Genomic DNA, 26,717 nt, shown 5'->3' with positions numbered 1-26,717 from the left:
GGTTCAATGCGCTTGCGCGGCCATCAATTTATCGACGCTTTCCTGCGTCACCGGGTGGTAGCGTTCGCGCGCCTGCGCATACACGTCCTTGGCCCAGGCATGGCCCTGCGGCGTCTTCATCAAGGCGCTGTACAGGGGCACGACGAACTTCTGGCGGCCCACGCTCATGAGGAACGCCTGCAAGGGCTGGCGCACATCGTAGCCGGCGTTCACGGAGGCCAGATAGAAGCGGTACGCCACTTCATTGTTGCCGCTCTTGCCCACGCCGTAGACCTGATCCAGCTCAAGCAATTGCGCCGCGCTGGCCTTGTTGTTGATATCGTTCAGGAAGTGCATCGATTCGATGGCGATCCACTTGTCCATGCCCAGGTCCTTCGTCGCCAGCTCGCCTTTCAGCCAGGCGTCGCGGTGCTGGTCGAGCAGCGCCAGGCGCGGCGAGACGACGTGCTGCGCGCTGGCCGGCACGCCGGTGCCATACAGCCATTCATCGAGTTCCGCTTCCGGCATGACGTCCGGATGCTGCGCCAGCAGGTTCTTGCGCAGGTAGGCGATGAACTGCTCCGTCGTCACGCTCTGGAACGCGTGCTGGTCGAACCAGCCGCGCAGGAAAGGATCGAATACTGCGCGGCCGGCACGGCGCTCCATGGTGGCCAGGAACCAGGCGCCTTTCGGGTAGATGATGCCGTCGTCCGTGTACGTTTCCGCCGGATTGGCGTCCGCATCGCGCGTGATCAATGCCGTTTTCGCTGCCGGCAATTCCTTGATCGAGGCCGCCAGTTCTTCCTGGTCGACCTGCACGCCCATCTGCGCCACTTCGCTGCCATAAAGCTGTTCGACGATGCGCGTCGTGACGTAGGTGGTAAAGCCTTCGTTGAGCCACATGTGCTTCCACGACGCGTTGGTGACCAGATTGCCCGACCACGAGTGGGCCAGTTCATGCGCGATCAGGTCGACCAGGCTGCGGTCGCCCGCGATCATGGTCGGTGTGAGGAAGGTCAGGCGCGGGTTTTCCATGCCGCCATAGGGGAACGATGGCGGCAGCACGATCATGTCGTAGCGGCCCCAGCCATACGGACCGTACAGTGCTTCGGCTGCCTGGATCATCTTTTCCGTGTCGGCCAGCTCGTATTCGGCGGCCTTGATGCGCGGAGGTTCCGCATACACGGCCGAGCGGGGGCCGAGTTTACGCACTTCCAGTTCGCCGATGGCGATGGCCAGCAGGTACGAAGGAATCGGCTGCGGCATCCTGAATTTCCAGCCGCCCTTGCCCGTCGCCTTTTCATCATTCTCGGCGCTCATCACGACGCGCATGCCCGCTGGCGCATCGATGCGCGCGCTATAGGTAAAACGCACGGCCGGCGTATCCTGCGACGGCACCCACGAACGGGCATTGATACTTTGCGACTGGCTGAACATGAAAGGCAGCTTGCCCGACATGGTCTGCTGCGGCGTGAGCCACTGCAGCGCGATGGCATTGGGGGCCGTGTGATAGTAGACGCGCACTTTGCCCGGCTGGCCCGAGGTGGTGATGCGCAGCGCCTGGCCTTTTTCCGGGTCGGCCTTGTCCAGCTGGTACGGCGCCATCTGCCATGCGCCGCGCTTGTCCTGTACCTGCACCTTCGCGATCGACAGGTCGCGCGTATCGAGCACCAGGGTGCGCGCCGCCGGGTCGATCCAGTTCAAGGACAGCTCGGCATAGCCGCTCAAGGTCTTTTGCTTGAAATCCGCTTTCAGGTCCAGCTGCAGGTCGCGCGTGCGCACCTGGTCGTAGCGCGCGTAGCTGAGGGGGTCGGCGTGCGCGGCCAGGGTCACCTGGCAAAGTAGCGCACAGCCCAGCGCGCGCAGGAAGGTCAAAGTTTGCATGGTCGTCTTTTGAATGATTTGCGAAAGCCCCGGTCCGTGTGCGCCGGGGCGTCGCGCAGAATAGCACTTCCAGCGCGGACCTGGCAGAAAAAGCGCCGGACTGGCCGGCGCTGTTTCCCTATTTTGCTTCCGGCCTGGCTTCGGCCTTGGCCTCGGGTGCCTTCAGCGGCACATTAACATCCTTCATCAAGTTGTTCTTGTCGCGGTCCTGCTTGAACAGCTCCAGGCGCGATGGCGTGATTTTTCTCGGCCAGGCGTTATTGCTGATGTCGATGTCGGCCGTCTCCCAGTACGGGTCCTGCACCAGCCCCACCATCGGCTCGTCCGTGATGATGACCTTGCTGATCTTGTGCGGCGAGTAGCGCCACACTTCGGCCGGCACCCGCTCGATGATCTTCTTGCCGCTTTTCAGTTCGATTTCCAGGATCAGCGGCATCACCAGGCCGCCGAGATTCGAAAAATCGACCAGGTACAGATGCTTGCCCATGTTGTGCTGTTCCAGCAGCTTTCTCTCCCATGGCTCCAGCGTTTCCTGCTCCTCCGCATAGCTGTTGCGGTCCTTGTTGGTGACCGTGAATTCATCGTGCCGGTTATAGAAATCCTTCAGCGCAGGATCGAGGTCGACCTTCTTCGGCAGCGCCTTGTTGCGCTGGTCCGAGATCGATATGGGCTGCGCGGCCTTCTGCGCCTTCTTCCACGCTTTTTCGATTTCCGGATTCTTCGTGCTCACGCCATATTCGCTGATGCCGTCGATGCTGATGTCGACCGCGTCAGTGGTATAAAACCAGCCGCGCCAGAACCAGTCCAGATCCGTGCCGGACGCGTCTTCCATGGTGCGAAAAAAGTCGGCGGGCGTGGGGCGCTTGAACTTCCAGCGCAAGGCGTACTGCTTGAAGGCGAAGTCGAACAGCTCGCGCCCTAAAATGGTTTCGCGCAGGATGTTGAGGGCGGTGGCCGGCTTGTCGTAGGCATTCGCCGTGAACTGCAGCAAGGACTCGGAATTGGTCATGATGGGCACTTGGTTCTGGCTGCGCATGTAGTCGACGATCTTGCGCGGCTCGCCATTCCAGGACGGAAAATGCTCTTCCCACGCCTGCTCGGCCAGGTACTGCAGGAAGGAATTCAAACCCTCGTCCATCCACGTCCACTGGCGCTCGTCCGAGTTGACGATCATGGGAAAATAATTATGGCCCACTTCGTGGATGATCACGCCGATCAAGTCATATTTGGTCGTCTTTGAATACGTGCGTTCCCCCGTTTTCTTGTCCTTCACGGGGCGCCCACCATTGAACGAAATCATCGGATACTCCATGCCGCCCACGGCGCCGTTGACGGACATCGCGTTCGGATACGGATAGTCGAAACTGTACTTGTTGTACTGCTCGATCGCGTGCACGACGGCGCGCGTGCTGTACTGCTGCCACAGCGGATTGCCCTCGTTCGGATAGTAGGACATGGCCATCACGCGCTTGCCGCCGCTATTCAAACCCTGCGCATCCCAGATGAACTTGCGGCTCGACGCCCACGCCACGTCGCGCACATTGGCCGCCTTGAAGTGCCAGGTTTTCATGCCCGTGGCTTTGCCCTTTTCCGCCGCCATCGCCTCTTCCGGCGTGATCACCAGCAGCGGCGTATCGCTGTTTTTCGCCCGCGCCAGGCGCTCGCGCTGCGCCGCGCTCAACACGGCGGCAGGATTTTGCAGCTCGCCCGTGGCGGCCACCACATGGTCGCCCGGCACCGTCAGATACAGCTCGTAATCGCCAAACTCCAGCGTGAATTCCCCTGAGCCGAGGAATTGCTTGTGCTGCCAGCCGACGGCGTCGTAATACGCGGCCATGCGCGGAAACCACTGCGCGATCTGGAAAATCGCGTTCTTGTCGTCCTCAAAATACTCGTAGCCGGAGCGTTCGACCAGCACCTTCTGGTCATTGATCTGATACGACCAGTCGATGTTGAACGTGATGCTCTGGCCGGGCGCCAGCGCCACCGGCAAATCGATACGCAGCATGGTCTGGTTGACCACATACGGCAGCGGCTTGCCACTGGCCGCTTTCACGGCGGTGAGCTTGAAGCCGCCGTCAAATTCGCGGCCCGCATGGATGGCGCGCAAGTCCTCGAATTTCAGCGCCTCCTCTTCACTGCTGCTGAGCCAGGCCTGGCGCGACGGCGCGCTCAGGACGCGGCGCTGGTCGGCGTCCTTGCGCAAGCCATTCTGGTCCAGCTGCAGCCACAGATACGCAAGGCTGTCGGGCGAGCGGTTGTGATAGGTGATCTGCTCGCTGGCCGTGATTTCGCGGCGCGCTTCGTCCAGGGTAGCGCGGATTACGTAATCGGCGCGCTGCTGCCAGTAGGCGTGGCCCGGCGCGCCGGACGCCGTGCGGTAGCTATTCGGCGTGGGCAGCAATTCTTCGAGCTGGCGGAACTTGTCGTCGAAAGGCGCGGCGGCGCACAGGCCGGACAAGGGAGCAAACAAGGTCAAACACAAGGCAAGCAAGCGGACAAGGACCGGCATGGCGCATTCCATCTGGGAGTCGTGGACAGACTGCATTCTAAGTCGAGTCTGTTTGCAAATCGATCATTGTTGTCGAAGTCCCACACACCAGGCCGCAACATCCCCCGCCGGCACTGGCGCCGACGCAGGCATTGGCGTATGATGCGCCTCGAACATTGGGGAGTAGTCGTCCTGCGGTCCTGCCGCGGGAACCTGTATCAACATAATTGGCCCGCAGGCCATGGTGCAGGTGGTTGCAAAACTTGACGAGACCATTGATCCAGGGCGGCCGCATGGGCCGGAGTCGCCCGTGGATCATTGGTTAATTCGTCCGGCCCGCGTACCTCTTGCAATCTCATGGAAGCATTCCTCATCTCCACCGGCATCGTCGGTCTCGCTGAAATCGGCGACAAAACCCAACTCCTGGCCTTTTTGCTGGCCGCCAAATTCCGCAAGCCCTTGCCCATCGTGCTGGCGATTTTCGTCGCCACCATCGCCAACCACGCGTTTGCCGCCGCCGTCGGCGCCTGGATCACCAGCATGCTGGGGCCCGACGTGCTGCGCTGGGTACTGGGCGTCTCCTTCCTGGCGATGGCTGCCTGGACCCTGATCCCCGACAAGCTCGATGAAGACGAAACCAAATTGGCCAAGTACGGCGTCTTCCTGACCACCCTGATCGCCTTCTTCATGGCGGAAATGGGAGACAAGACGCAGGTCGCCACGGTGGCGCTGGCGGCGCGCTATCACGACATTGTTTCCGTCGTGCTGGGCACCACCTTCGGCATGATGCTGGCCAACGTGCCGGCCGTCTACCTGGGTGACAAGATCGCCAACCGCGTCCCGCTGCGCCTCGTGCATGGCATCGCGGCGCTGGTGTTTGCCGTGCTGGGCGTGGCGACCCTGCTGGGCGCGGGAGCGGCGCTGGGTTTTTGACTCAGTCTTAAATAATTTCTCATTTACAATGTTCATGTCTATAATTACAATGTCGCTGACATGAATACTGGCGCGGTGCCACCTGGTGGTCACCGCGCTTTCTTGAGGAATCTATGCATTTGAATGGAAAGATGGCGGCGCTGTGCCTGGTCGCCTGCGCAAGCCAGTTCCCCGCTGCCATGGCGGCACCTACGCCCCCTCAGTCAGCAACGCAATCCGAGCCCGCCGTACGCACGCGCGACCTGCTGTTGCTGGGCGCCGGCCTGATCCTGCTGCTTGGCAGGCGCCGGCCCGAATACGATACGTGGCAGGTACGGCGGCTAGACTAAACCAGCAGTAGCACCACGTACTCGCGGCTCTCGTCGCGCAGGGCGATGCTGTTGCCCCCCTGCGCCACGCCATCGAGCAACAAGCCCGCAGGCCGCCCCTGCGCCTGTTCCACCGTGATGGCATAGCTGCTGGCGCCGAAGCGGTAATGCAGCTTGAAGCTGTTCCACTCTGCCGGCATGACCGGCACCACGCGCAGCACGTCCGCTTCGCGCGTCAAACCGAGCAGGGATTCGACGATCAGCCGGTACAGCCAGCCCGACGATCCCGTGTACCAGCTCCAGCCACCGCGTCCCACGTGGGGCGCCACGGCATACACGTCGGCCGTCACCACGTAGGGCTCGACCTTGTAGCGCTGCACCGCCTGCGCGTCAACGCCGTGGCGCACGGGATTGATCATGCGCAGCAGTTCCCACGCTTTTTCGCCATCGCCCAGGCGGGCAAACGCCATCGCCGTCCAGATGGCCGCATGCGTGTACTGGCCGCCGTTCTCGCGCACGCCCGGCACGTAGCCGCGGATGTAGCCGGGGTTCAGGCTGGATTTGTCGAATGGTGGATCGAGCAGCTGGATCACGCCGGAATCACGGCGCACCAGGCGTGCATCGACCTGGCGCATGGCGCCGGCGACCCGTTCCCTGTTGGCCGCGCCCGACAGTACACCCCAGCTCTGCGAAATCGAATCGATCTGGCATTCCTCGTTCATGTGCGAGCCAAGTGGCGTGCCGTCGTCGAAATACGCGCGCCGGTACCACTCGCCATCCCACGCATGCTCCTCGACATTCGCCGCCAGTTTCGCCGCTTCATCGCGGCAGAACTGGGCAAACGCGGCATCGCCGCGCAGCACGGCCACTTCGGCGAAACGCTGCAGCACTTCGTACAGGAAGAACGCCAGCCACACGCTCTCGCCCTTGCCATGTTCGCCCACCTTGTCCATGCCGTCGTTCCAGTCGCAGGAGCCCATCAGAGGCAAGCCGTGCACACCCAGGCGCAAGCCATGGCGGATGGCGCGCACGCAGTGCTCGTACAGGTCGGCCGACTCGCCCGAACGCACGGGCAGGTCGTAATACGAATCCTCTTCCAGCTTGACGGCGCGCCCCTCGATGAAGGGCGCCACTTCCGACAGCACGTTGACGTCGCCCGTGGCGATCACGTAACGGCAAGTAGCCAGCGGCAGCCACAGATAGTCGTCGGAACAGTGCGTGCGCACGCCCCGGTCCGACGGTGGATGCCACCAGTGCTGCACGTCGCCCTCGACAAACTGGTGCGCCGCGCACAGCAGCAAGTGCTTGCGCAGCAGCTGCGGCGCCGTATGGATCATGGCCATCGCATCTTGCAGCTGGTCGCGGAAGCCGTAGGCGCCACCCGACTGGTAATAGCCGCTGCGCGCCCACAGGCGGCAGGCGATGGTCTGGTACATCAGCCAACCATTGGCGATCACATCGAGCGATGGATCGGGCGTCTCGATGCGCACGGCGCCCAGGGTGTTTTCCCAGTGCGCACGCACCGCGTCGAGCGCCATGCGGGCCGCTTCCTTGCCTGCATGGCGCTGCACCATGGTGCTGGCGTCCGCATTGCGGCGCCCGCCCACGCCGAGCAGGAAGACAATTTCGCGCTCCTGCCCCGGCTGCAGCTCGAACGGCACCTGGATCGCCGCGCACGGGTCCAATCCCGTGCCCGCCTTGCCGGACAGGCGCACGCGGCGCAAGGCGGCTGGCTGCGCCAGACTGCCATTGCGGCCGATGAATTCATTGCGGTCGCAAGTGATGGAACGGATGCTGGCATCCGTATTGAAAAAGCCGACCCGGCCCGAAAACTCCGTGTTGTAGTTATTGCGCGCAAACAGGGCGCCGCTGATCGTGTCGACTTCGGTGGCCACGTGCATGCCGGACTTGGCGCGCAGGTCGGCCATCACCCATTCCACATAGCCCGTGACGGACAGGCGGCGCGGCACGCCGCTGTCGTTACGCACCTTGATGACAGAGTATTTGACGGCCGCATCGAGCGCCACATAGGTGCACAATTCGGTGGCGATGCCCCCTTCGCTGTGCTCGAACACGCTATAGCCGAAGCCGTGGCGCGTGACGTAGTCGCCGCTGCCGCGCGCGGGCAGGGACGACGGCGACCAGAACTGGCCGCTCTGCTCATCGCGCACATAGAATGCTTCGCCGGACAGGTCGGAGACTGGGTCGTTCTGCCATGGCGTGAGGCGGAATTCATGCGCATTTTCGCTCCACGTATACGCCTGGCCGGCTTCGGACACCACGGTGCCGAATTGCGCATTGGCCAGCACGTTCGACCAGGGCGCCGGCGTCTGTTTATTCTCTCCCGTGGTGATCACATATTCGCGCCCGTCGGGCGTGAAACCGCCCAGGCCATTTTCCAGGATCAGCTCGCGCCTTGGCGCCCGGTGCGGCACGCCGCCGTGGTCGCGGGCCGGGTCCTGCAGCAGCGGCGGCATGCGCAGCACGGGGCTTGACGGACGCTTGACCTGCTCGGCCAGGGTGCCGCGCAAGTCGCTGATGATGGCGCGCGCCACCGATTGCAGCAAGATGCGGTCTTCATTGGCGATCTGCTCGGCCAGGCGCACGAAAATGCCGCCCGGGCGGTCGATCGCCTGCGCATCGATGCCCGAGGCGATCAGGCCCATGATCTGGTCGTGCAGCAGCTGCCGGTAGCCCGACTGCTCCTCGTACCAGATCACCAGGTCCACCACCAGCCCTTTCAGGCGCCAGTAGGCATGCGCCTGCACCATCTGGCGCGCCAGTTCGATATTGGCCGAATCGCGTATCTGCAGCAGCACGATGGGCAGGTCGCCCGAGATGGCATACGCCCACAGGCCGGATTGGCCGCGCTGGTTCTTGATCAGGATGCTGGCCTCGGCGCGCAGGGCCGCATTCGGATAGATCACGGCATTGGCCAGGCGCGCATACAGCTGCGCATCGGCTTCGCTGGCATTCAGCTGGCGCAGCACCACCTGGCTGTGCGTCCAGGCCAGTTCGAACACGCGGTCGGCCAGATGGCGGTCCTGGTATTTATCGATCAAGTGCAGCGCCGCGTCGCGCTGCTCGACCATGCCCGTCACGCTGTCGACCGTCACGGCCTGGTCGGGGGCCAAGGTGATGACGTAGCGGATGGCCACGATGGGGTCGAGTACGGAACCCTGGCCGTCACTGAGCGGCCCGCTTTCCTGCAGCGCCAGCGGCAATTGCGCCGTGTTGCCGCGGCCGATGAAGCGCGCGCGGTCCGTCTCGAACGAGACTTCGTAGCGCTCGATATCGTGCACGGTCATCACATGCAGCAGCCACGGCATCTGCTCATCCTTCGAGCGGGGCCGGCGCGTACATAAAATCGCATTTTCATGCGCGAGGATTTCCGTCTGTACGAACAGCTTGCTGAATGCCGGATGAGCCGCATCGGCCGCCGCCGGCGCCATCACCACTTCGGCAAAACTGGTGATCTCGATGCGCCGCTGGCGGTTCGAATTATTGCTGATGCGCGTGCGTCGGATTTCAATGTCGTCCTCGGGCGAGACGACGATTTCCGTGTACAGGTCCAGGCCATGGTCGGCGCGGCGGAACTCGGCCCGCCCTTCCGAAAAAATCACTTCGTATTTCTTCGGCTCGGCCAGGGTCGGCTGGTACATGGTGGACCAGACGGCACCGTCGTCGAGGTCGCGCAGATAGCAGAAATTGCCCCAGTTATCGCGCGTGCTGTCTTCGCGCCAGCGCGTCACGGACAGGTCTTTCCAGCGGCTGTAGCTGCCGCCCGCATTGCTCACCATGACGTGGTAGCGGCCATTCGACAGCAGCTGCGTTTCCGGCACGGCGCTGTTGGCTTGCGTAAGGATGCGCATCGGCATGGCCTGTTCGGGGACGCCGCTGCGCAGCACCGCCAGTTCGGCCGTGTTCGAGTAAAACGCACCGGCCTGCGGCGTGCGTTCCTGCAGCACCAGCAAGGCCGATTGCAGCAGCGGATCGGACTCGAAACGGCGCTGCATCGGGCGGTCGTGCAGCAGGTAACTGAGGGCCAAAAAGCCCATGCCCTGGTGGTGCACCATGAAGGAGCGGATGATGGCGCTGCCCTGCCCGCGCGGCAGGCGCGCCGTGGTGAAATCGATGGCTTCAAAGAAGCCGTAGCGGCCCATATAGCCGGCCGCCTGCATCCGCTGCAGGTTCTGGCACGCCGCCTCCGGCTGCACCATCAGGCCCATCATGCTGGCGTACGGCGCCACCACCAAGTCGTCGGCCAGGCCCCGCTTCAAGCCCAGCCCTGGCACGCCAAACGCGCGGTACTGGTAATTCAGGCTGGCGTCGACCGTGTTGTAGCCGGACTCGGAAATCCCCCACGGCACATCGCGCTGGCGTCCGTAATCGATCTGCGCCTCGATGACGGAGTGGTACGTCTGGTCGAGCAGGGTGTTCGGATAATTCGGCATCACCAGCAGCGGCATCAGGTACTCGAACATCGAGCCGCTCCACGACAGCAGCACAGGTTGCCCCGCCACCATGCACAGCTGGCGGCCCAGGGCGAACCAGTGCTCCTGCGGCAGCTGCCCCTGGGCGATGGCGATGAAGCTGGCCAGGCGCACTTCGGAGGCCAATAAATCGTAGTAGCTGGGGTCCAGGCGCCGTTCGCTGACGTTGTAGCCGATGGCCAGCAGTTTTGTCGACGGGTTGTACAGGAACGCGTATTCGATCTGCGCAAAGTCGCGCGCCTGGCCCGCCGCGTGGGCGATGTCGCGCATGTGGCGTCCCGCCTGGTCGCGGCCCTGCGCCAGCAAGGCGGCCAGCTCGGCAGGCAGGCCTTCCGGTGTTTCCAGGTTGGCCAGTTCGCGCAATGTCAGCACGCGCATCAGCACCGCATCGACATCCACCTGCCCCGCCCACGGTGCCAGTTGCAGCAATTCGGCCAGCGCCGCGCGGCACTGGCGCGCCAGCGCACCCGCCCACATGGCCAGTTCGCCATCCCCGCTTTGCAGTGTCAGCGATAGCAACGCGTCGGCGGCGCCATTCACCGCGCCCAGGTAGGCATGCCATTCGCCCAGGGTGGCGGGATTTGCCGCTGCCTGCAGCAGGCTCATGCTGTCGCGCATGGCCTTGCCCTCGCCTTCGGCGGCGATGAATTCCTGCAGTACCTGCGCCGTCGTGCGGATGCCCTGCACCACCTGCGCGCCGATGATGGGCGCGTCGTACAGTTCCACCAGTCCCGGCTGCAAGGTCAGCAGATGGCCGGCCAGGTTGCCGCTGTCGACCGTCGAAATGTACATCGGTTGCAGCGCCTTGAGCGTTTGCGTGTCGTACCAGTTATAGAAATGGCCCTGGAAGCGTTCCAGTTCGCCCATGCTGTGCAGGGTGGCGCGGCTGCGCTCGATCAACTGGCCCAGGGTGAGGTAACCGAAATCGTAGGCCGTCAAATTCGCCAGCAGCGCCAGGCCGATATTCGTCGGCGAGGTGCGGTGCGCCACCACCAGGTTCGGATGCTCCTGCATATTATCGGGCGGCAGCCAGTGGTCATCGGGACCGACGAAGGTATCGAAATACGCCCAGGTCTTGCGCGCCACGCCGTGCAGGAAGCGTCCCTGCTCGGCCGACAGGCGCGCCACGGCCCGCTCGATGGGGCGGCTGATCCACCAGGCGATGGCGGGTGCGACGAGCCACAACAGCAGTACCACGGCGGCGGCCGGCAAGGCTTGCGGGCGCCAGGCCAGCAAGCCGCCAAAGGCAGCCAGCGCCAGCGCGGGCGAGCACCACATGGCGCGCCAGCTGTCGGCCTGCGAACCTGACGATGTGTGCAGGTTCGAGGCGCGCCAGTCGAGCAAGTGCTTGTGCGAGACGCCCAGGCGCCACAGGGTGCGCGCGATGGCGTCCAGGCTGATCCACGCTTCGTACGGCAGGAAGACGAGCGTCAGCATGGCGTGCGAAAACTGCACGCCGCAGCGCCGCTCGAAGGCGGCCAGATGCTGGCGCCACAGGGTGTCGCGCGGTTTGCGCAGCAAATCGTACAGGGCGGAAAACACGGGCGGCAGGAAGATGATGGCCAGGACCGCTGCACTCCAGAAGGCCACGTGCGGCAGGAAGCCCCACACCAGCAGCAGCGACAAGGTGGTGGCCGGCGCCACGACGCTGCGGCGCAGGTTGTCGAACAGCTTCCAGCGCGACAGCATCGACAGGGGATTGCGTTCGCGCTTGCCGGCGCGGCCCGGCACCCGGCCCAGCAGCCAGCCGAGCAGCTGCCAGTCGCCGCGTATCCAGCGCTGGCGCCGGCTCACGTCGGCGTCATAGCGGGCCGGATATTCCTCGTACAGTTGCGAGTCGCTGAGCAGCCCGGCGCGCAGGTAGCAGCCTTCCAATAAATCGTGGCTGAGGATCTTATTGTCGGGCAGGCGCTGGCCCAGCACGCGCTCGAACATGTCGAGATCGTAGATGCCCTTGCCGATGAAGGAGCCTTCATAAAACACGTCCTGGTACAGGTCCGACACGGTGCGCGTGTAGGGGTCGATGCCCGGCTCGCCACCGCACAGCAGCTCGTAGCGCGACGCGTTCGCGCTGGGCAACGCCACGGCCACGCGCGGCTGCAGGATGCCGTAGCCGGCCACCACGCGCGTGCCGGCCGCATCCAGCACGGGACGGTTCAACGGGTGCATCATGGTGGCGATGAATTCGCGCGCCGCATCGCGCGGCAGCTGCGTATCCGTGTCGAGCGTGATCACGTATTTGATCGTGCGCAGGCCGCGCAACTCGCCTTCCACCAGCGAGAATTTGTCGCGCGCGCCGCCGCGCAAAAACGCGTGCAGGTCGGACAATTTACCGCGCTTGCGCTCCTGTCCCATCCACGCATTCTGCTGCGAATTCCACAGGCGCGGACGGTGCAGCAGCAGGAACGGCCCCACATGGCCCAGCTCTTCGGGGCCGGCCGGATCGCCGTTTTCCTTGAACGCGACACCCTCCACGCGGTATTTCTCGTTCAGGCCGCGGATGATGTCCTGCGCCTGGCGCAGCAGGGCTTCGTCGCCCGGCATCGTTTGCGCCTGCGCGTCGACAAAGTCCGTCAGCAGGCAAAAGCGCAGGTTCGGGTCGCGGTTGGCGAGATAACGCACTTCCAGCGCCTCGCACAGAGCCGCCACGTTGTCCTCGCTGTAGATCAGGGTCGGCACGACGACGATGCCGCGCGCATCCGATGGAATGCCGGCCTGGTAATCCATGCGCGGCAGCGGATGCGGCGACGTCATCAGGGTCGCCAGCCAGTTCACCACGGCCACGGCCAGCTGGCTGCTGCCCAGCAGTGCCAGCACGCCCAGCGCCGTCAGGGGCCAGCCCTGCACGCCATGGCGCACGGCGCGCTCAAGCAGCAAGGCGCTCGTCGCCAGGGTCAGGAACGAGATCGCGCCCAGGTAGACGGCCAGCGGCGCCGCGCGCGCCGTATGCTGCAGCGCCTCGATGAAGGGCAGTTTCGCGCCGGCCTGCTTTTCCAGCACCAGCACGCCGCGCCCCACCAGGTAAAAGCCGATGTGGCCGCGGCGCGCATCATTGCCGTTGCCGTGCGTGTGCGCCAGCTGTACCACCATCTCGGCCACTTCCACTTCGCTGCGCGCGCTGCGCCTGGCGATGCGTTCGATGGCGTGGCGGTAGCTGTCGCGCGTGGCGAAATCCATCAAGCCATAGGTGCCGGCCGGATCGAGGCGCAGGGTCTGCTCGACGACGCTCATGGTCTCGACGAATTCCTGCCAATCCATGGTGCCGAGAAAACGCAGGCTGCCGATGCTGTTGGCGATCGACACCTGGTCGGCCGCCTGTTGCCCGATTTCGGACTGGATCTGCTGCTCGATGGTGAGGCCCGACTCGGCCAGCTTGTGCGTCAGCCACGACAGCGCCAGGGTCAGAGACGAACTTTGCCCCTGCAGGCGGCGCGACAATTCGGCCACGAAGGCGCTGGTCATGGGCGGGTTCGAACGGGCCATGTCGGCCACCAGCAGGATCAAGCCGCTGGGATTGCGCTCGGCGATCTCCGTCATCTGGTCGGCCCAGGTATTGGCCAGGTCGCGCTGCATGCGGTCGTCGGCCACGCGCACGGCGACGCGGCGCAGGTTTTCGATCAGGGCCAGGCGCAGCATGATGGGCACGGCCCACAGCTCACCCAGGGTCAAGGTGGCCACGTCCTGGTAAGCCTCGACGAAGTGGCACAGGTTTTCCAGGTCGACCCGGCCATCGCCGTGCGAGATGATTTCCAGCGCGATCTTGTACACGCGCGGGCAGCCCGCGTCCGCGCCGGAAGTCAGCCGTGGCAACTCCTTGCTGTAGTTCTTCGGCAGGTGGCGCCGCGTGGTGCGGATCTGCTCTTCGATCAGGTAAAAATTATCGAGCAGCCATTCCGAGGCGGGCGTGACCTGGCGCCCGCTCTTGACGGTCGCCGTCAGCTCGTTGACGGTGGCCGTGATCAGGGCCGCATTGTCGGCCAGGCGCGCCAGCAGGCGGTCGCGCCCATGATGCCGTCCCACCGCATGGCCGGCAGCCACGTGCTTGCCGTGGGCGGCCATCTGCATGGCGCTGAATAATTCGGAACGCAAGGGCAAGGCATCGTCGCGCGCGGCGTCGAAGGTTTCCGGTGCAAGGGAATGGTCGCGGAAGATTTCTTTAACTTTGGAAATCTGTTCCTTGATCTGCTGCGTGACAACTGCTGTGTACTCTTTCAACTTGGCCTCGCTAGGTGCGCGCAGGCAGCCAGCGGCCGCCGTCACGCTGGCCCAGTCTGGAAGAACACGATCGGACACTGGCGAAGACGGAAAGCGAAGCGCCGGAGCGTTGCGACGAATCTCAGGGTGTAGGGAGATTTTCTCAACTTCATCGTAGGGGCGCCCTGCGCGCAAGACCGTGCGCTAGCGTACATACCCGGCGCTTTAGGGGCGTGCCGGCAAAGAAATCAGCGAGTGAAACGGGAGAAAGATTCCTGGAGGAAATGAATAGAGGGAAAGGAGTAGCGGCACCGTGCCAATGATGACACGGTGCAATATTTCAAGGAGGAAAGTTCAAGCCGCTCAGGCAGCGATGGCCAGCGGGTGACGCATCGCCTCCGCCATCGCCATGCCGCCGTTGAGCTGCCATGCCGCGCCGTGACCGAGGCGGCGCAGGCAGACGGCGGCGCGCGCGCTGCGGTTGCCGCTGCGGCAGAAAAAGACCAACGGACGCTGCGGCTGCTGCAACCATTCAGCCACCTGTCCCGCCAGGCGGCTCAGCGGTACGCTGCGCACGGCGCAACCCTCGAATACCGTGCCAGCGCACGCCGCGTGTTCATACGCTTCGCGCACGTCGACGAGGATGGCGTCGGGATGCTGGCGCAGGAAGGCGGGCAAAGCGGCCGCATCGAGCTGCAGTTCGCTCGTGGACGCTTCGCCTTCGCCGGCGACGCGCACGGTGCTGCAGAGGCGGCCGTCGTCGCTTGAGCTGCACAGCACGGTGTCTTGCGTCACCAGCGCAGCATCCAGCAAGGGCCTCAACGTCTCGGGCGCCAGGGCGCCGATGAAGGCAAAGCGCTGCTCCAGCAGATACGCATGGTTTTCGCCACACTCGACGCGTCGCAGGCGCTGCTGGCCCAGTGCCAGCTCACCGTCGATATCGATGCGGCCCACCTGTTCGATGGCGAGTTCCTGCAGCAAGGCCAGGCGCGCCACGCCATGGTCGGCCGGGGCGGCCGTGTGCACGATGGCGCGCAAGGCCAGGTGCTGGCAGCGGATGTAGGCGGCCAGGCGCGGCACCAGGGCGACGACGGGATCAATGACAACGCAACTGGCGCTGGCAGCGTCGCTGAGCAGCCAGGTGCACTGGCCATCGACGCTCAACTGGATCACGCCGTCCTGCGGCGATGGCGCCAGCGCCGATGGCAGCAAACAGCTGCTGCGCAGCGCTTCGCCGCAACGCTCGATGCGCGCGCAGGCGGCCGTCACCGTCGCCGCGTCGATCAGGGGGCCGAACGACAAACGGATGGCCGAGCTGGCGCGCCATTGCGGCACGCGCATCGCTTCCAGCACATAGCTGGGGAGCGCCTTGGCGGCGGAACAGGCGCTGCCCGAGCTGACGCGCACGCGCGCCGCATCGAACAGGTCCAGCAATTCTTTCGACGACAAGCCGGGCACGGAAAAATTGAGCGTCGTCGGCAGCGACAAGTCGAACGGCATATTGAACACGATGCCGGGGAAAGCGCGTTCCAGGCTGGCCACCAGCTGCTCGCGGAAAGCAGCCAGGTCGGCGTGGCTGCGGAAGGTCTTGCCATCGTCGAGCGCGGCCAGCACGGCGCCCAGCGCGGCGATGCCGGCCATGTTTTCCGTGCCCGAGCGCAGGCCCGCTTCCTGGCCGCCGCCCATCATCAGAGGGGTGAACGGCGCGCCAGCGCGCACATACAGCATGCCGATGCCCTTGGGCGCATACAGCTTGTGGCCGGAAAACGGCGCGTAATCGATGCGCGTGGCGGCCAGGTTCAGCTTCAGCTTGCCCAGCGCCTGCACGCAATCGACCATCCAGTAGGCATCGGCGCCCCGTTCCTGCAGCAGCTGGGCGATGGCGGACAAGTCGCTGACGACGCCCGTTTCATTATTCGCCGCCATCGTGCACAGCATGGCCGCGTCGCCGATCAGCGCATCGAGCGCCTGCAAATCGTGGCGTCCCTGCGCATCGACGGGCAGCTTGCGCACTTCCAGGTTCAGGCCCAGGAGCCGGTTCCAGTGCGCCAGGCTTTCCGGCACGGCCTTGTGCTCGGTCGCGCCATACAGCAGCAGGCTGCCGATGCGCTTGCCCGCGTCGCGCCGTTCGCGCAGCGCGCACAGGGCCGACAACACGGCCGTCTGAATGCCTTCGGTGGCGCCGCTGTTGAACATCAACCGGCCGTCGCCCACGCCCAGCAGACCGCTGGCGCGCTGGCGCACGCCATCCATCATGGCCTTGGCCTGCAATCCCGTCGCGTGGGTGCTGCTGGGATTGCCATAGCCCTGCTCCATCGCTTGCCGGGCGGCGGCAACGGCGGCGGGCAGCACGCAGGTGGTGGCATTGCTGTCGAGGTAGATTTCTTTCATGATGGCAGTCCGGGGATTCTATAAATAAAGGGGCAGCACTGGCGGCTGGAATGTATGAACAGTCTACCGGCCCCCGCCCGTGAAGATATGCCAAAAGACACTGCAAACACGGTAATATGCAGCATGTTCATGCTATAAAAACAGGAATAGTGAAATGCATTCACCAAACACTCCGCTCGACAAATTCGACTGCGCCATCCTGGCCGCCCTGCAGCAGGATGGCACCTTGTCGATCGCCGCCCTCAGCGAGAAGATCGGCTTGTCGAGCACGCCGTGCTGGAAGCGGGTCAAGCGCCTGGAGGAAGAGGGCTATATCGAGAGCCGCGTGGCCATCGTCAACCGGCAAAAAGTGGGTTTGCCCGTGACCGTCTTCGTCAGCGTGCGCACCGGTCAGCACGATGAAAAATGGCTGCGCCGCTTCGCCGCCGCCGTCATCGTCTTGCCCGAGGTGCAGGAATTTCACCGCATGAGCGGCGATATCGACTACCTGCTGAAAGTCGTTACCACCGACATCAAAGGCTACGACACCTTCTATAAAAAGCTCATCAAGGCGGTGCAGCTGACGGGCGTGTCGTCCGCCTTCTCCATGGAACAAATCAAGTGCAGCACGGAATTGCCGCTGGAATTGATCGCCCACGGCTTGCCTGCTTGACCCATTTTCCCCGCATGGCGAACAAGCATGAAAAGTCGGCATGATTGCCTGCCTCTTACGTTGCTGCATTGCAACATAAATAGCCTGAAAGCAGCAATGGTGTCGTGAAACGCACGGCCCGGCCGGTATACTGCAGGCTTGCCTGCCCGCTTTTCTGCCGATTGTGCAGGCCATCATTCAAGGTCTTCCATGTCACTGCTCCGCCGTCTCTCCATCCAGAAAAAACTCCTGTTCAGCATGGGCTTGTGCCTGCTGCTCTTCATGGCGATCTCGTCCTTCCTCAGCGTGCGCATGAGCAGCGATTACGTGCGCGAACGCGTCGTCGGCCAGGAATTGCCGGCACAGGTGGGCGAGATCCGCAACGATGTGCTGCGCCAGATCAGCCAGCCCCTGTCCGTGGTGCAAACCATGGCCAACGATGTCTACCTGCAAGACTGGGAAGACGCTGGCTTGCCCGACAGCGGTATCGCCACCTTCCAGCGCTACGCCACCGTCGTCAAGGAAAAGAACAAGGCCGCCTCGATCAACTGGGCGTCGGCCAGCACGGGCAAATATTTCACCACGGAAGGCTTGCTGCGCACCCTGGACAAGAACCAGGCGGCCGACCAATGGTTTTATGGCTTGCTGGCCGGCGACAAGGCTTATACGCTCGACATCGACAAGGCGGAAAACTCCAGCGACCTGATGCTGTACCTGAATGCGCGCGGCCAGACGGCGGGCGGCAAGCAGATCGCGGCCGGCCTGGGCCTGTCCATCAATGCATTGGCCGACACCATCCGCAGCTACAAGATCGGCCAGACGGGCCATGTCTACCTGGCGCGCGCCAACGGCGTGCTGCTGGTGCACCGCGACACGGCCCTGGCCGACGGCAAGCATCTGCTCAAGGATTTGCCCGGTTTTAGCGATACCCTGAGCAAGAGCCTGCTGACGGGCAACAAGTACGCATACGCCATCTACGACGCGCCGGCGGGACGCCAGTTCGTCGCCGCCTCCTTCGTGCCGGAATTGAATCTGTATGTGATGGCCGAGGTGCCGGAAGCGGAAGTGCTGGGCAACGTCACGCGTTCGGCCCTGATCGCCGCCCTGATCGCCGGCCTCGTCGGTGGCGGCATCGCCCTGCTCATCATTTATGTCATCAGCCGCGCCATCGCCGCCCCCGTCGCGCGCGCGGCCGACATGCTCAGCGAGATCGCCAGCGGGAATGGCGACCTGAGCCGCCGCATGCCCGTCGAATCCGAAGACGAGGTCGGCGCCCTGGCCGCCGCCTTCAACCGCTTCGTCGCGTCGCTGAACGTGACGATACGCGAAGTTCGCGACAGTACCGGGGCGATTGCCAGCGCATCGAGCCAGATCGCGTCGGGCAATCTGGACCTGTCGGCGCGTACGGAAGCCCAGGCGTCGAGCCTGGAAGAGACGGCGGCGGCCATGGAAGAACTGACATCGACCGTGAAACAGAACGCGGATAACGCGCGTCAGGCCAACCAGCTGGTGGTGTCGGCTTCAAGCCACGCCGTCAAGGGCGGCGAAGTGGTCGGACAAGTCGTGCAAACGATGGGCGCAATTACGGAGAGTTCACGCAAGATCGCAGATATTATCGGCGTGATCGACGGCATTGCTTTCCAAACCAATATCCTCGCGCTGAACGCAGCGGTCGAGGCAGCGCGCGCGGGCGAACAGGGCCGCGGCTTTGCCGTGGTGGCAACGGAAGTGCGCAACCTGGCGCAGAGGTCAAGCCAGGCAGCGAAGGAAATCAAGGACTTGATCGTCGACTCGGGCAGCAAGGTGGACGCGGGCAGCAAGCTGGTCGACTCGGCCGGCGCCACCATGCAGGACATCGTCGTCTCCGTGCAAAGAGTCGCCGACCTGATGGGAGAAATCGCTTCGGCCAGCCAGGAGCAAAGCCAGGGTATCGCGCAAGTCAATGCCACGGTCACGCAGATGGATGACGCCACCCAGCAAAATGCGGCCCTGGTGGAAGAAGCGGCGGCGGCGGCCCAGTCCCTGCAAGACCAGGCTGGACGGCTGGCGCAGGTGGTCAGCGTCTTCAAGCTGGAAGAAACCGGGCATGCCGCGCAGCAGCCGGCCGGCAAGCCGGCGCTGCAAAAACCTGCCCGCCCGGCACTGGCCAAGGCAGCGGCACCCGCAGCGCGCCCGACAGCGCCGGCCAGCGATGCGTGGGAAGAATTTTAAGGGTGTTGGAAAACGCTTAAATCGCCGGCGCTTTCACGCTCGCCGCTTGCTTGAAGAAATCATAAATGCCGCTCTCGCTCATGCGGCGGGCATTCGCCAGTTCGCCGCCCTTGGTGGCGTACAGCACCTGGTTGTTGTCGCTCGATACGAGCACGGCGGCGGGGATGCCTTTCTTGAGCGGATTGCCATAGGCTTGCGCCACGTCAAGGTTATGGTCGAAGTTACCCACGTCGACCTTGACGACCTTGAACTGCTGTTGCATCAGCTCGGCATTCTTGCCTTCCTTCAAGGCCTTGTCGAGCGCGCGGCAATCCTCGCACCAGTTGGCGCCAAAGATCAGCAGGACTGGCACGTGCGCCGCCTTGGCCTCGGCCAGCGCGCGGGCCACGTCGGCCTTGGCATCGGCCGCCGCGTTATACGGCAAATGCGGCGTGGCGACGGGGTTGGCCGGCGTCGGGGCGGCGGCAACGGCGGTGCCGGAAAGCAGCAGGCTGGCAAAGAAAAGGGAAACGAAACGGGAAACGCGCATGCGGGACTCCTGAGAGAGATCGTGAAGCCAGCTGAACAGCTGCCAGCGGGCGTGATTGTCTAGAATATGCGTACCTGTAGGAAATATCCACCATTTAATTGCACTGTGCTTATGCGAAAAACGTATAAGCACGCCAAGGATAAGCCACTTGAACATGCCAGACAGCCTGCCCCCAACGCTATCCGGCGCCGCGCGCATGCTGTGCAGCGCCTATCCCGGCGGCATGCCAGACTCGGCGTACTTCGCCGTGCTGGACCTGTTGTATGAACACTTTTCCGACCGCAACCTGGCCGAGCTGATGGCCGCCATCGCGGCCGTCGGGAACTTGCTGGCGCGGCACGGCCTGCACGCCGTCTGCGCCGGGGATTAATGCCCGCAGGCAGCGAAATGGAACGCATGGGATAATATCGGGCTCACACAGAGCAACGCGGCCCGAACGCGCCCTCCCCATGACGACTTCTTTCCTGGCACGCTGGCTGCCGCAACCAAACAACGGCAGCCGCCGCGAACAAGCGCGTGCCTGCGCGGGCGCCATCTGCGGTCTGTTGCTCACTGGACTCATCTGCCATTTCCTGCTGGCCCCCGACAGCGCCAGTGTCTACCTGATCGCGCCCATGGGCGCCTCTGCCGTGCTGCTGTTCTGCCTGCCGGCCAGCCCGCTGGCGCAACCGTGGTCCGTGGTGGGCGGCAACGTCGTCTCCGGCCTGGTGGGCATGGCTTGCGTGAAGTGGCTGGGATCGAGCGTAGGCGTGGCGGCCCTGGCCGCCTGCCTGGCCATCGGCGCCATGTTTGCCCTGCGCTGTTTGCATCCGCCGGGCGGGGCCGTGGCGCTCACCACCGTGGTCGGCGGCGCCAGCGTGCATGCGGCCGGCTTTGAGTTCGTCTTCATCACCGTGCTGTTCAATTCCGCCGTGCTGGTTGCTTGCGCCGTGCTGTACAACAACCTGACGGGGCGTCGCTACCCGCACATCCAGCAACTGGTGGCACCGCATCCGCACGCCACCCGGGATGACGTGCCCAGCAACCGCCTGGGCTTTTCGCCGGACGACCTCGATGCCGTCTTGCGCCAGCACAGCGAAGTGCTCGATATCAGCCGCGACGATTTGCAAGCCATCTTCCTGCAAACGGAAATGCGCGCCTACCAGCGCCGTTTCGGCGTCGTCACCTGCGCCGACATCATGTCAAAGGATGTGCTCAGCGTGGAATTCGGCACGCCGCTCGATGTTGCCTGGCGTACCATGCGCGAGCACCAGGTGGGCGCCCTGCCCGTGCTGAACCGGGCGCGCCGCGTCATCGGCATCATCACGCAGACGGATTTCCTGCGCCATGGCGGCCTCGACGATTATCAAGGCATGCGCCAGCGCCTGCGCGGCTTGCTGCAGCGCAGCGGCCTGTCCCACGGCGACAAGCCGGAAGTGGTGGGCCAGCTGATGACGCCGTCGCCGCACACGGCCCGCCTGGGCACGCCCATCATCGACCTCGTGCCCCTGATGGCCGACGCCGGCTACCACCATATTCCCATCCTCGACGAGGATGAACGCCTGGCCGGCATCATCAGCCAGTCCGACCTGATGGCGGCCCTGTACGAAAGCCGCTTTGCCGAGGCCGCCGCATGACGCCCTTCCAGGCACTGCTGACCGGTCCCGATGGCGGCCCGGCTGGCACGCCTGTCAGCGCACATTTCTTTGGCACCCAGCTCGCCATCGATGCGCCCGGCCATGGTGTCGACGTGGCGCAGCTGGTCGTCAGCGTGGGCGGCGTCGACGGGCCGGAACTGTTCCTGAACTGGCTCGACGAACAAGGACGACAAGCGTCGCTGAAACCGCTCGGCGCGGAGGACATCGCCATCGTCTTGCGCGAAGCGCCGGCGGCGCTGCAACCGCAACTGCAGCGTTTGTGGGGCGAGCGCCAGCGCAACCGGCGGCAGGTGTCGGGCTGGCTGCTCGGTTTGACGGGCGCCGCCGTCGTCGCCACGGCCCTGCTGTGGTGGCAAGGCGGCCATGCCGTCGGCGCGCTGGCGGGGCTGATTCCCCTGTCGACGGAAAAGCAGCTGGGCGAACTGGCCCTGGCGCAAGTACGCGCGCAAGGCAGCATCAGCGAGAGCGGCGTGGCGCAGCAAACAGTGCAGGAAATCGGCCGCCAGCTGACGACCGGTTCGCGCTACCAGTACCGCTGGCTCGTCAAGCAGGACGACACGGTCAACGCGTTTGCCATGCCGGGCGGCATCATCGTCGTGCATACGGGCTTGCTGCGCCAGGCGGGGGATCCGGGCGAGCTGGCCGGCGTGCTGGCGCATGAAGTGCAGCACGTGGAGCAGCGCCATTCGTTGCGACAAATGATCAGCAGCCTGGGCTGGGGCGCCCTGATGGGCGTGACCATCGGCGACATCAGCGCCGTGGCCGCCATGCTGGCGCACCAGGCCGGCACCCTGTATTTCAGCCGCGACATGGAAGAAGAGGCGGATCGCCTGGGTTTGCTGGCCTTGCAGCGCGCGCGAATCCGCCCGGACGGCATGCTGCGCTTTTTCCAGAAGCTCGACGACAAGGACAAGGCCAGCGTACCGGGATGGATTTCCTCACACCCGCAAACGGCGGCACGCGCGCAGCAGATCCGCAGCCTGATCGCTGCCACGCCCTGCCCTGCCTGCGCCCCCTTGGTCAGCCAGCACTGGCAGGCGATGAAAGCCCTGGTCGCGTCAGCGGACAAATAGCAACATTTCTCCCGCACAATTTGTCCAAACGCACTGGGCAATGGCGTATGCTTACGCCCCGGCTGTTCCATCTTGAACGGCCACCCCGACCCCGCCAAGAACGCCTATCAAAACCTACTGCGCGTCGTAATTTGCGGTCTGCGATGCTCACTGTACCTTCGTACAGTTGCGCTTCTCGACCACAACTTCCTTCCGCTCGCTACGGTTTTATTAGGCGTTGTAAGCCTCCGTTCATTCCCTCCTTACAAAGGATCTCGCGCATGAAGCATCGTTTTGCCGCCGGCACCCTCGGCACCCTGGCCATCTCCCTGTTGCTCGCCCATGCGCCCATGGCGCAAGCGGCCCAGCCCGCAGCCAAAACCGTGGCCGTCAGCGCACCCAAAGCGAAGCAGCAGCTGCAAGTGCTGGCCGACCAATACTATGATGCGCTGGCCCGTTTCGAGCCGATCAATGCCACCGAGAGCGGCGACAACCGTTTCGACGACCAGATCGGTTCAGCCATCGTGCCCGCCGCGCGCGCAAAACAATTCGCCCTGTACCGCCAGTACCAGAAGACCCTGCGCAGCATTGCCCGCGCGCAGCTGTCGCACCAGGACCAGATCAACTACGATATCCTCGACTATGAACTGGCCACGGCGCTGAGCTTCGAACGCTTCCCCGAATACCTATTGCCCCTGAACCAGATGGACAGCATGCCCGTCACCTTGGCCAATTATGCGGGCGGAGAGGCATCGCAGCCTTTGACCACGGTCAAGGAGTATGACGCTTACCTGAGCCGTATTGGCCAGTTGCCGGGCTGGATAGACCAGGCCATCGCCAATATGCGGGTCGGCATGCAAAAAAGCATCGTGCTGCCGAAGGCGCTGACGGAATCGGCATTGCCGCAATTCAAGAAACTCGTCAGCGCCACGCCGCAGGAGAGCGTCTATTACACGCCCATCAAGAACTTGCCGGCCAGCTTTTCCGACGCGGACAAGGCGCGCCTGACGCAAACCTACACCGTCATCATCGAGGCCAAGCTGATGCCTGCGCTGCAGCGCCTGTCCACCTTCATGGAACGCGATTACCTGCCGGCCGGCCGCACGAGCAGCGGCTGGAGCGCCCTGCCCGATGGCGCCAGCTGGTACCAGGCGCGCGTGGCCAGCAGCACCACCACGGATTTGAAGCCGGAGCAAATCCACGCCATCGGCTTGAAGGAAGTGGCGCGCATCCAGGAACAATACGCGATCGTGGGCCCGAAGATGGGCTACAACGGCCCTGCGGCCGGCTTGCCCGTGTGGGTGTCGGAACAGGCGAAATACCGCCCGTTCAAGACGGAGCAGGAAGTGCTCGACGTCTACCGCAAGCTGAACGTGCTGCTGGACAGCAAATTGCCAGCCCTGTTCACCCTGGTGCCGAAGGCGCCGCTGGACTTGCGCCTGGAACCCGAACTGAGCCGCGACACGGCCGCCGACCACTACACGGCGCCGGCCGCCGACGGTTCGCGCCCGGGCGTGTTCTGGTCCGTCGTCACGGATCCGAAACTGTATGGCGACACGGGCATGACCACCCTGTTCCTGCACGAAGGCAAGCCAGGCCACCATTTCCACCTGGCGCTGGTGCAAGAGATGGACTTGCCGAACTTCCGCCGTTTCGGCGGCAACAATGCCTTCACGGAAGGCTGGGCCCTGTATGCGGAAACCCTGGGCAAGGAAATGGGCCTGTTCGAGGATCCGGCCCAGTATTTCGGCCACTTGAACGACGAGATGCTGCGCGCCGTGCGCCTGGTGGTCGACACGGGCTTGCACACCAAGGGCTGGACGCGCGAGCAGACGATCAAGTACATGCGCGACACCCTCGGCTATGACGCCGTGGCGAAAAGCGAAACGGAACGCTACATGGCGTGGCCGGGCCAGGCGCTGGGCTACAAGATCGGTTCGCTGAAAATCGTCGAACTGCGCCAGCGCGCGCAGCACGCGCTGGGCGACAAGTTCAGCCTGCCGAAGTTTCACGAAGTGGTACTCGGCGACGGCACCCTGCCCCTGAAGCTGCTGGAAGCCAAGGTCGACCGTTGGATCGCGCAGCAGAAGTAAGCGGCAGCGCCTGAAAACAAAACGGCAGCACCTCGATGGCGCTGCCGTTTTTTTTCGCCGCCGGCGTTTCCAGCTACACCAGCAGCGCGGCGCTCATCGAGTGTACTTCCTCGGCCGATTCGGCCAGGATGCTTTGCAGGGTCTCGTTGTCGATAATGAAATCTATGACGGAATCGGAGGGCGTGAGCATTTCCACGTACGTCAGCTGCAAGGGCGACGGCACGGGTGACAGTTGCTTGGCCAACAACAAGGTATCGAGCAGGGAGTCGGGCGGGATGGATAGCAAGCCATCGCGCAAGCCTTCGATGGCTTCGCTCACGGCCAGCGGGATCAGCAGCTTCTTCATGACTTCGCGGGAAATGATCTCTTCGGCGGACTCCATCCAGTGATCCGTATCGTCGTCGAGCAAGCCGGGGAACTCATCGGCACGCGACAGCAAATAAAAGCCTCCCACCTCATGCACGATACCGGCGAACAGCGCCGTGTCGGCATCGACGTGCGTCACGCGGCGGGCCAGCACATGCGCCAGCGCCGCCACGTGGGCCGTGTGCTCCCACAGCTGGGTCGCCTTCTGGCGCAGGACGGGGTCGATGATCTTGCTGCCAAACTGGCGCACCACCATGGCCGCCACCAGCGCGTACAGATTGCGGTAACCCATGCGCATCACGGCGGCGCGCACGCTGGTCACGGGCGCCGCATCGCCGCGGCTGTACACGGCCGAATTGGCCAGCGCGACCGTGCGCGCCGCCAGCAAGGGTTCGCCCAGAACCAGCTTGATCGCATGATCGATATGGCAGTCCGGTTCAGCCAGGGCCAATTGCAATTGCAATGCGGAATTCACACTCGTGGGAAACGTTAATTCTCCCCGCACTGCCTGGGAAACAATTAAACCGAAAGCCTGTAGTTTATTCATCATACGATCAATCCGCCTCAGATATTTTTCCAGCCAAAAATTTCATATGTCAGAAATTGAATGCCAGGCCCGGCCTTTAGAATACAGATGGCGTGTCATTCGCCTGCATGGAAGAATCTGGCAATGCCAGCGCATGCAATTGTGATTCATCGCCGATGACAAACAACTTCGGCTGCTGTAATACCTGCAGCAGAAATGGCTGGCCTTCACGCAGACGCCGGCGATAATCGGCCAGCGTATATAAGTTGGGATTGATTTTACGCCTCAAGGTTCGCTCGGCCGGCGCCAATCCCGTCAACAGATCGCCATAATTGGCTTCTTCGCCCACCAGCAGCAAATCGATGGCGCTGCCAGGCATGTCCTGTCCCTTCGCCGTGGCACCCGACACGAATGCCAGGTGCAACTGGGCACGCAAGGGCGCCAGCGTCATGCTGAGGACGCCAACGATGCCAAAAGTTTTCTGCACCAGTCCGCTCAATTCCGGATACACGAGGCTTTCCTTGTTGGGCCAGAAGCGCCGCACATTGCCGATCCGCTCCGACGTGATCAGGCCGGACTCATGCAAGCGGCGCAGCTCCCGTTGCGCCGACGCGCTGCCAAGGCCGGTCAGGCGCATGATCTCGTTCAAGTGAAAGCCTTCATTCACGCGGACAAACAGCAATCCCAGCAGTTTCTGCTGGGCGGGAGTAAACAGGGCTTGGGCAATCATGCGCCAAATCTTAGCATGAATAAACTGATAATTGGCGTGGCCCGCTATCGACGGGGATTTGCGCAACATATATGCCGGCCGCGACCAGTGGCGGCCGTGCTGGCGGGTACTCGGCATCGCCGGACACGCCACGGCACGCCCCGTAACGGCGCCGAGGAGGAAAATCAATGTGAGCGCTCACTGCAAAGCGAACAAGGCAACAGTACAATGCGCGAAAAAAGAGAAAGATGATTGAATATGCCTGGCCATCAAAATATATGGATGCCGGA

At 63.7% G+C, this 26,717-nt stretch carries 15 protein-coding genes and 1 riboswitch; of the genes, 8 read left to right on the top strand and 7 right to left on the bottom strand.

The genetic code is table 11. From position 1 onward, the window contains the following. Positions 1–3: 3 nt before the first annotated feature. Both O3300_RS19130 and O3300_RS19125 read right to left on the bottom strand, forming a co-directional pair. Positions 4–1,863: a M1 family metallopeptidase gene (locus tag O3300_RS19130; protein WP_305053823.1), complete on the bottom strand. Its 1,860-nt coding sequence runs from the start codon at positions 1,861–1,863 to the stop codon at positions 4–6. A 118-nt stretch (positions 1,864–1,981) separates the two neighbouring features. Beyond that, on the bottom strand, positions 1,982–4,375 hold the full coding sequence (locus tag O3300_RS19125; RefSeq protein WP_099668276.1) for a M1 family aminopeptidase: 2,394 nt from the start codon (positions 4,373–4,375) through the stop codon (positions 1,982–1,984). Between the two features lie 145 nt (positions 4,376–4,520). Next, a riboswitch (yybP-ykoY riboswitch) is annotated at positions 4,521–4,702 on the top strand. Between the two features lie 9 nt (positions 4,703–4,711). On the opposite strand from O3300_RS19125, the gene O3300_RS19120 reads away from it, so the two are divergent. Further along, the gene (locus O3300_RS19120; RefSeq protein WP_099665756.1) at positions 4,712–5,287 is read left to right on the top strand and encodes a TMEM165/GDT1 family protein; all 576 of its coding nucleotides are present in this window, start codon (positions 4,712–4,714) and stop codon (positions 5,285–5,287) included. Between the two features lie 113 nt (positions 5,288–5,400). Beyond that, positions 5,401–5,616: a hypothetical protein gene (locus tag O3300_RS19115; RefSeq protein WP_305053821.1), complete on the top strand. Its 216-nt coding sequence runs from the start codon at positions 5,401–5,403 to the stop codon at positions 5,614–5,616. On the opposite strand, the gene O3300_RS19110 is transcribed toward O3300_RS19115, so the two are convergent. Together O3300_RS19110 and O3300_RS19105 are read right to left on the bottom strand one after the other, a co-directional pair. Beyond that, complete coding sequence (locus O3300_RS19110) at positions 5,613–14,240, bottom strand: GH36-type glycosyl hydrolase domain-containing protein (RefSeq protein ID WP_369812306.1); 8,628 nt, start codon at positions 14,238–14,240, stop codon at positions 5,613–5,615. The two genes, O3300_RS19115 and O3300_RS19110, sit on opposite strands and share 4 nt — an antisense overlap. A gap of 405 nt (positions 14,241–14,645) precedes the next feature. Then, entirely contained in the window at positions 14,646–16,673 is a 2,028-nt protein-coding gene (locus O3300_RS19105) for an aminotransferase class V-fold PLP-dependent enzyme (RefSeq protein ID WP_305053820.1), read from the bottom strand. Positions 16,674–16,827: 154 nt separating this feature from the next. Here O3300_RS19105 and O3300_RS19100 point away from each other — a divergent pair, with 154 nt between their 5' ends. Continuing rightward, positions 16,828–17,325, top strand: a complete 498-nt coding sequence (locus O3300_RS19100; protein WP_099665758.1) for an Lrp/AsnC family transcriptional regulator — start codon at positions 16,828–16,830, stop codon at positions 17,323–17,325. Between the two features lie 189 nt (positions 17,326–17,514). Then, on the top strand, positions 17,515–19,515 hold the full coding sequence (locus tag O3300_RS19095; RefSeq protein ID WP_305053819.1) for a methyl-accepting chemotaxis protein: 2,001 nt from the start codon (positions 17,515–17,517) through the stop codon (positions 19,513–19,515). Positions 19,516–19,531: 16 nt separating this feature from the next. On the opposite strand, the gene O3300_RS19090 is transcribed toward O3300_RS19095, so the two are convergent. Next, positions 19,532–20,044 carry a co-chaperone YbbN gene (locus O3300_RS19090; protein WP_218965289.1) on the bottom strand — a complete coding sequence of 171 codons (513 nt, stop codon included), beginning with the start codon at positions 20,042–20,044 and terminating at the stop codon, positions 19,532–19,534. A gap of 148 nt (positions 20,045–20,192) precedes the next feature. On the opposite strand from O3300_RS19090, the gene O3300_RS19085 reads away from it, so the two are divergent. From O3300_RS19085 to O3300_RS19070, 4 genes are all read left to right on the top strand, one after another. Then, complete coding sequence (locus O3300_RS19085; protein ID WP_251349418.1) at positions 20,193–20,414, top strand: DUF3349 domain-containing protein; 222 nt, start codon at positions 20,193–20,195, stop codon at positions 20,412–20,414. A gap of 79 nt (positions 20,415–20,493) precedes the next feature. Then, positions 20,494–21,660 (top strand): HPP family protein, encoded by a 1,167-nt coding sequence (locus O3300_RS19080; RefSeq protein ID WP_305053818.1) that lies wholly within the window; start codon positions 20,494–20,496, stop codon positions 21,658–21,660. After that, positions 21,657–22,754, top strand: a complete 1,098-nt coding sequence (locus O3300_RS19075) for a M48 family metallopeptidase (RefSeq protein ID WP_305053817.1) — start codon at positions 21,657–21,659, stop codon at positions 22,752–22,754. Before O3300_RS19080 ends, O3300_RS19075 begins: the two co-directional genes overlap by 4 nt. A 260-nt stretch (positions 22,755–23,014) precedes the next feature. Further along, entirely contained in the window at positions 23,015–24,826 is a 1,812-nt protein-coding gene (locus O3300_RS19070) for a DUF885 family protein (RefSeq protein WP_305053816.1), read from the top strand. Positions 24,827–24,899: 73 nt separating this feature from the next. On the opposite strand, the gene O3300_RS19065 is transcribed toward O3300_RS19070, so the two are convergent. Continuing rightward, positions 24,900–25,739 (bottom strand): HDOD domain-containing protein, encoded by an 840-nt coding sequence (locus O3300_RS19065; RefSeq protein WP_099668278.1) that lies wholly within the window; start codon positions 25,737–25,739, stop codon positions 24,900–24,902. Between the two features lie 76 nt (positions 25,740–25,815). Beyond that, complete coding sequence (locus tag O3300_RS19060; protein WP_305053815.1) at positions 25,816–26,616, bottom strand: ArsR family transcriptional regulator; 801 nt, start codon at positions 26,614–26,616, stop codon at positions 25,816–25,818. Positions 26,617–26,717 lie beyond the last annotated feature (101 nt).

Source organism: Janthinobacterium sp. SUN206, assembly GCF_030587305.1.
Lineage (GTDB): Bacteria > Pseudomonadota > Gammaproteobacteria > Burkholderiales > Burkholderiaceae_D > Janthinobacterium > Janthinobacterium kumbetense.
Note: the sequence above shows the minus strand (reverse complement) of the source record. Positions and strands in the feature narration are given on the sequence as shown.

Excerpts from the sequence above, each read along its gene's own strand:
- O3300_RS19065 (WP_099668278.1), bottom strand. The coding sequence starts at position 25,739 with ATGAATAAACTACAGGCTTTCGGTTTAATTGTTTCCCAGGCAGTGCGG.
- O3300_RS19115 (WP_305053821.1), top strand. The coding sequence starts at position 5,401 with ATGCATTTGAATGGAAAGATGGCGGCGCTGTGCCTGGTCGCCTGCGCA.
- O3300_RS19070 (WP_305053816.1), top strand. The coding sequence starts at position 23,015 with ATGAAGCATCGTTTTGCCGCCGGCACCCTCGGCACCCTGGCCATCTCC.
- O3300_RS19105 (WP_305053820.1), bottom strand. The coding sequence starts at position 16,673 with ATGAAAGAAATCTACCTCGACAGCAATGCCACCACCTGCGTGCTGCCC.
- O3300_RS19080 (WP_305053818.1), top strand. The coding sequence starts at position 20,494 with ATGACGACTTCTTTCCTGGCACGCTGGCTGCCGCAACCAAACAACGGC.
- O3300_RS19125 (WP_099668276.1), bottom strand. The coding sequence starts at position 4,375 with ATGCCGGTCCTTGTCCGCTTGCTTGCCTTGTGTTTGACCTTGTTTGCT.
- O3300_RS19090 (WP_218965289.1), bottom strand. The coding sequence starts at position 20,044 with ATGCGCGTTTCCCGTTTCGTTTCCCTTTTCTTTGCCAGCCTGCTGCTT.
- O3300_RS19120 (WP_099665756.1), top strand. The coding sequence starts at position 4,712 with ATGGAAGCATTCCTCATCTCCACCGGCATCGTCGGTCTCGCTGAAATC.
- O3300_RS19075 (WP_305053817.1), top strand. The coding sequence starts at position 21,657 with ATGACGCCCTTCCAGGCACTGCTGACCGGTCCCGATGGCGGCCCGGCT.
- O3300_RS19130 (WP_305053823.1), bottom strand. The coding sequence starts at position 1,863 with ATGCAAACTTTGACCTTCCTGCGCGCGCTGGGCTGTGCGCTACTTTGC.
- O3300_RS19100 (WP_099665758.1), top strand. The coding sequence starts at position 16,828 with ATGCATTCACCAAACACTCCGCTCGACAAATTCGACTGCGCCATCCTG.
- O3300_RS19095 (WP_305053819.1), top strand. The coding sequence starts at position 17,515 with ATGTCACTGCTCCGCCGTCTCTCCATCCAGAAAAAACTCCTGTTCAGC.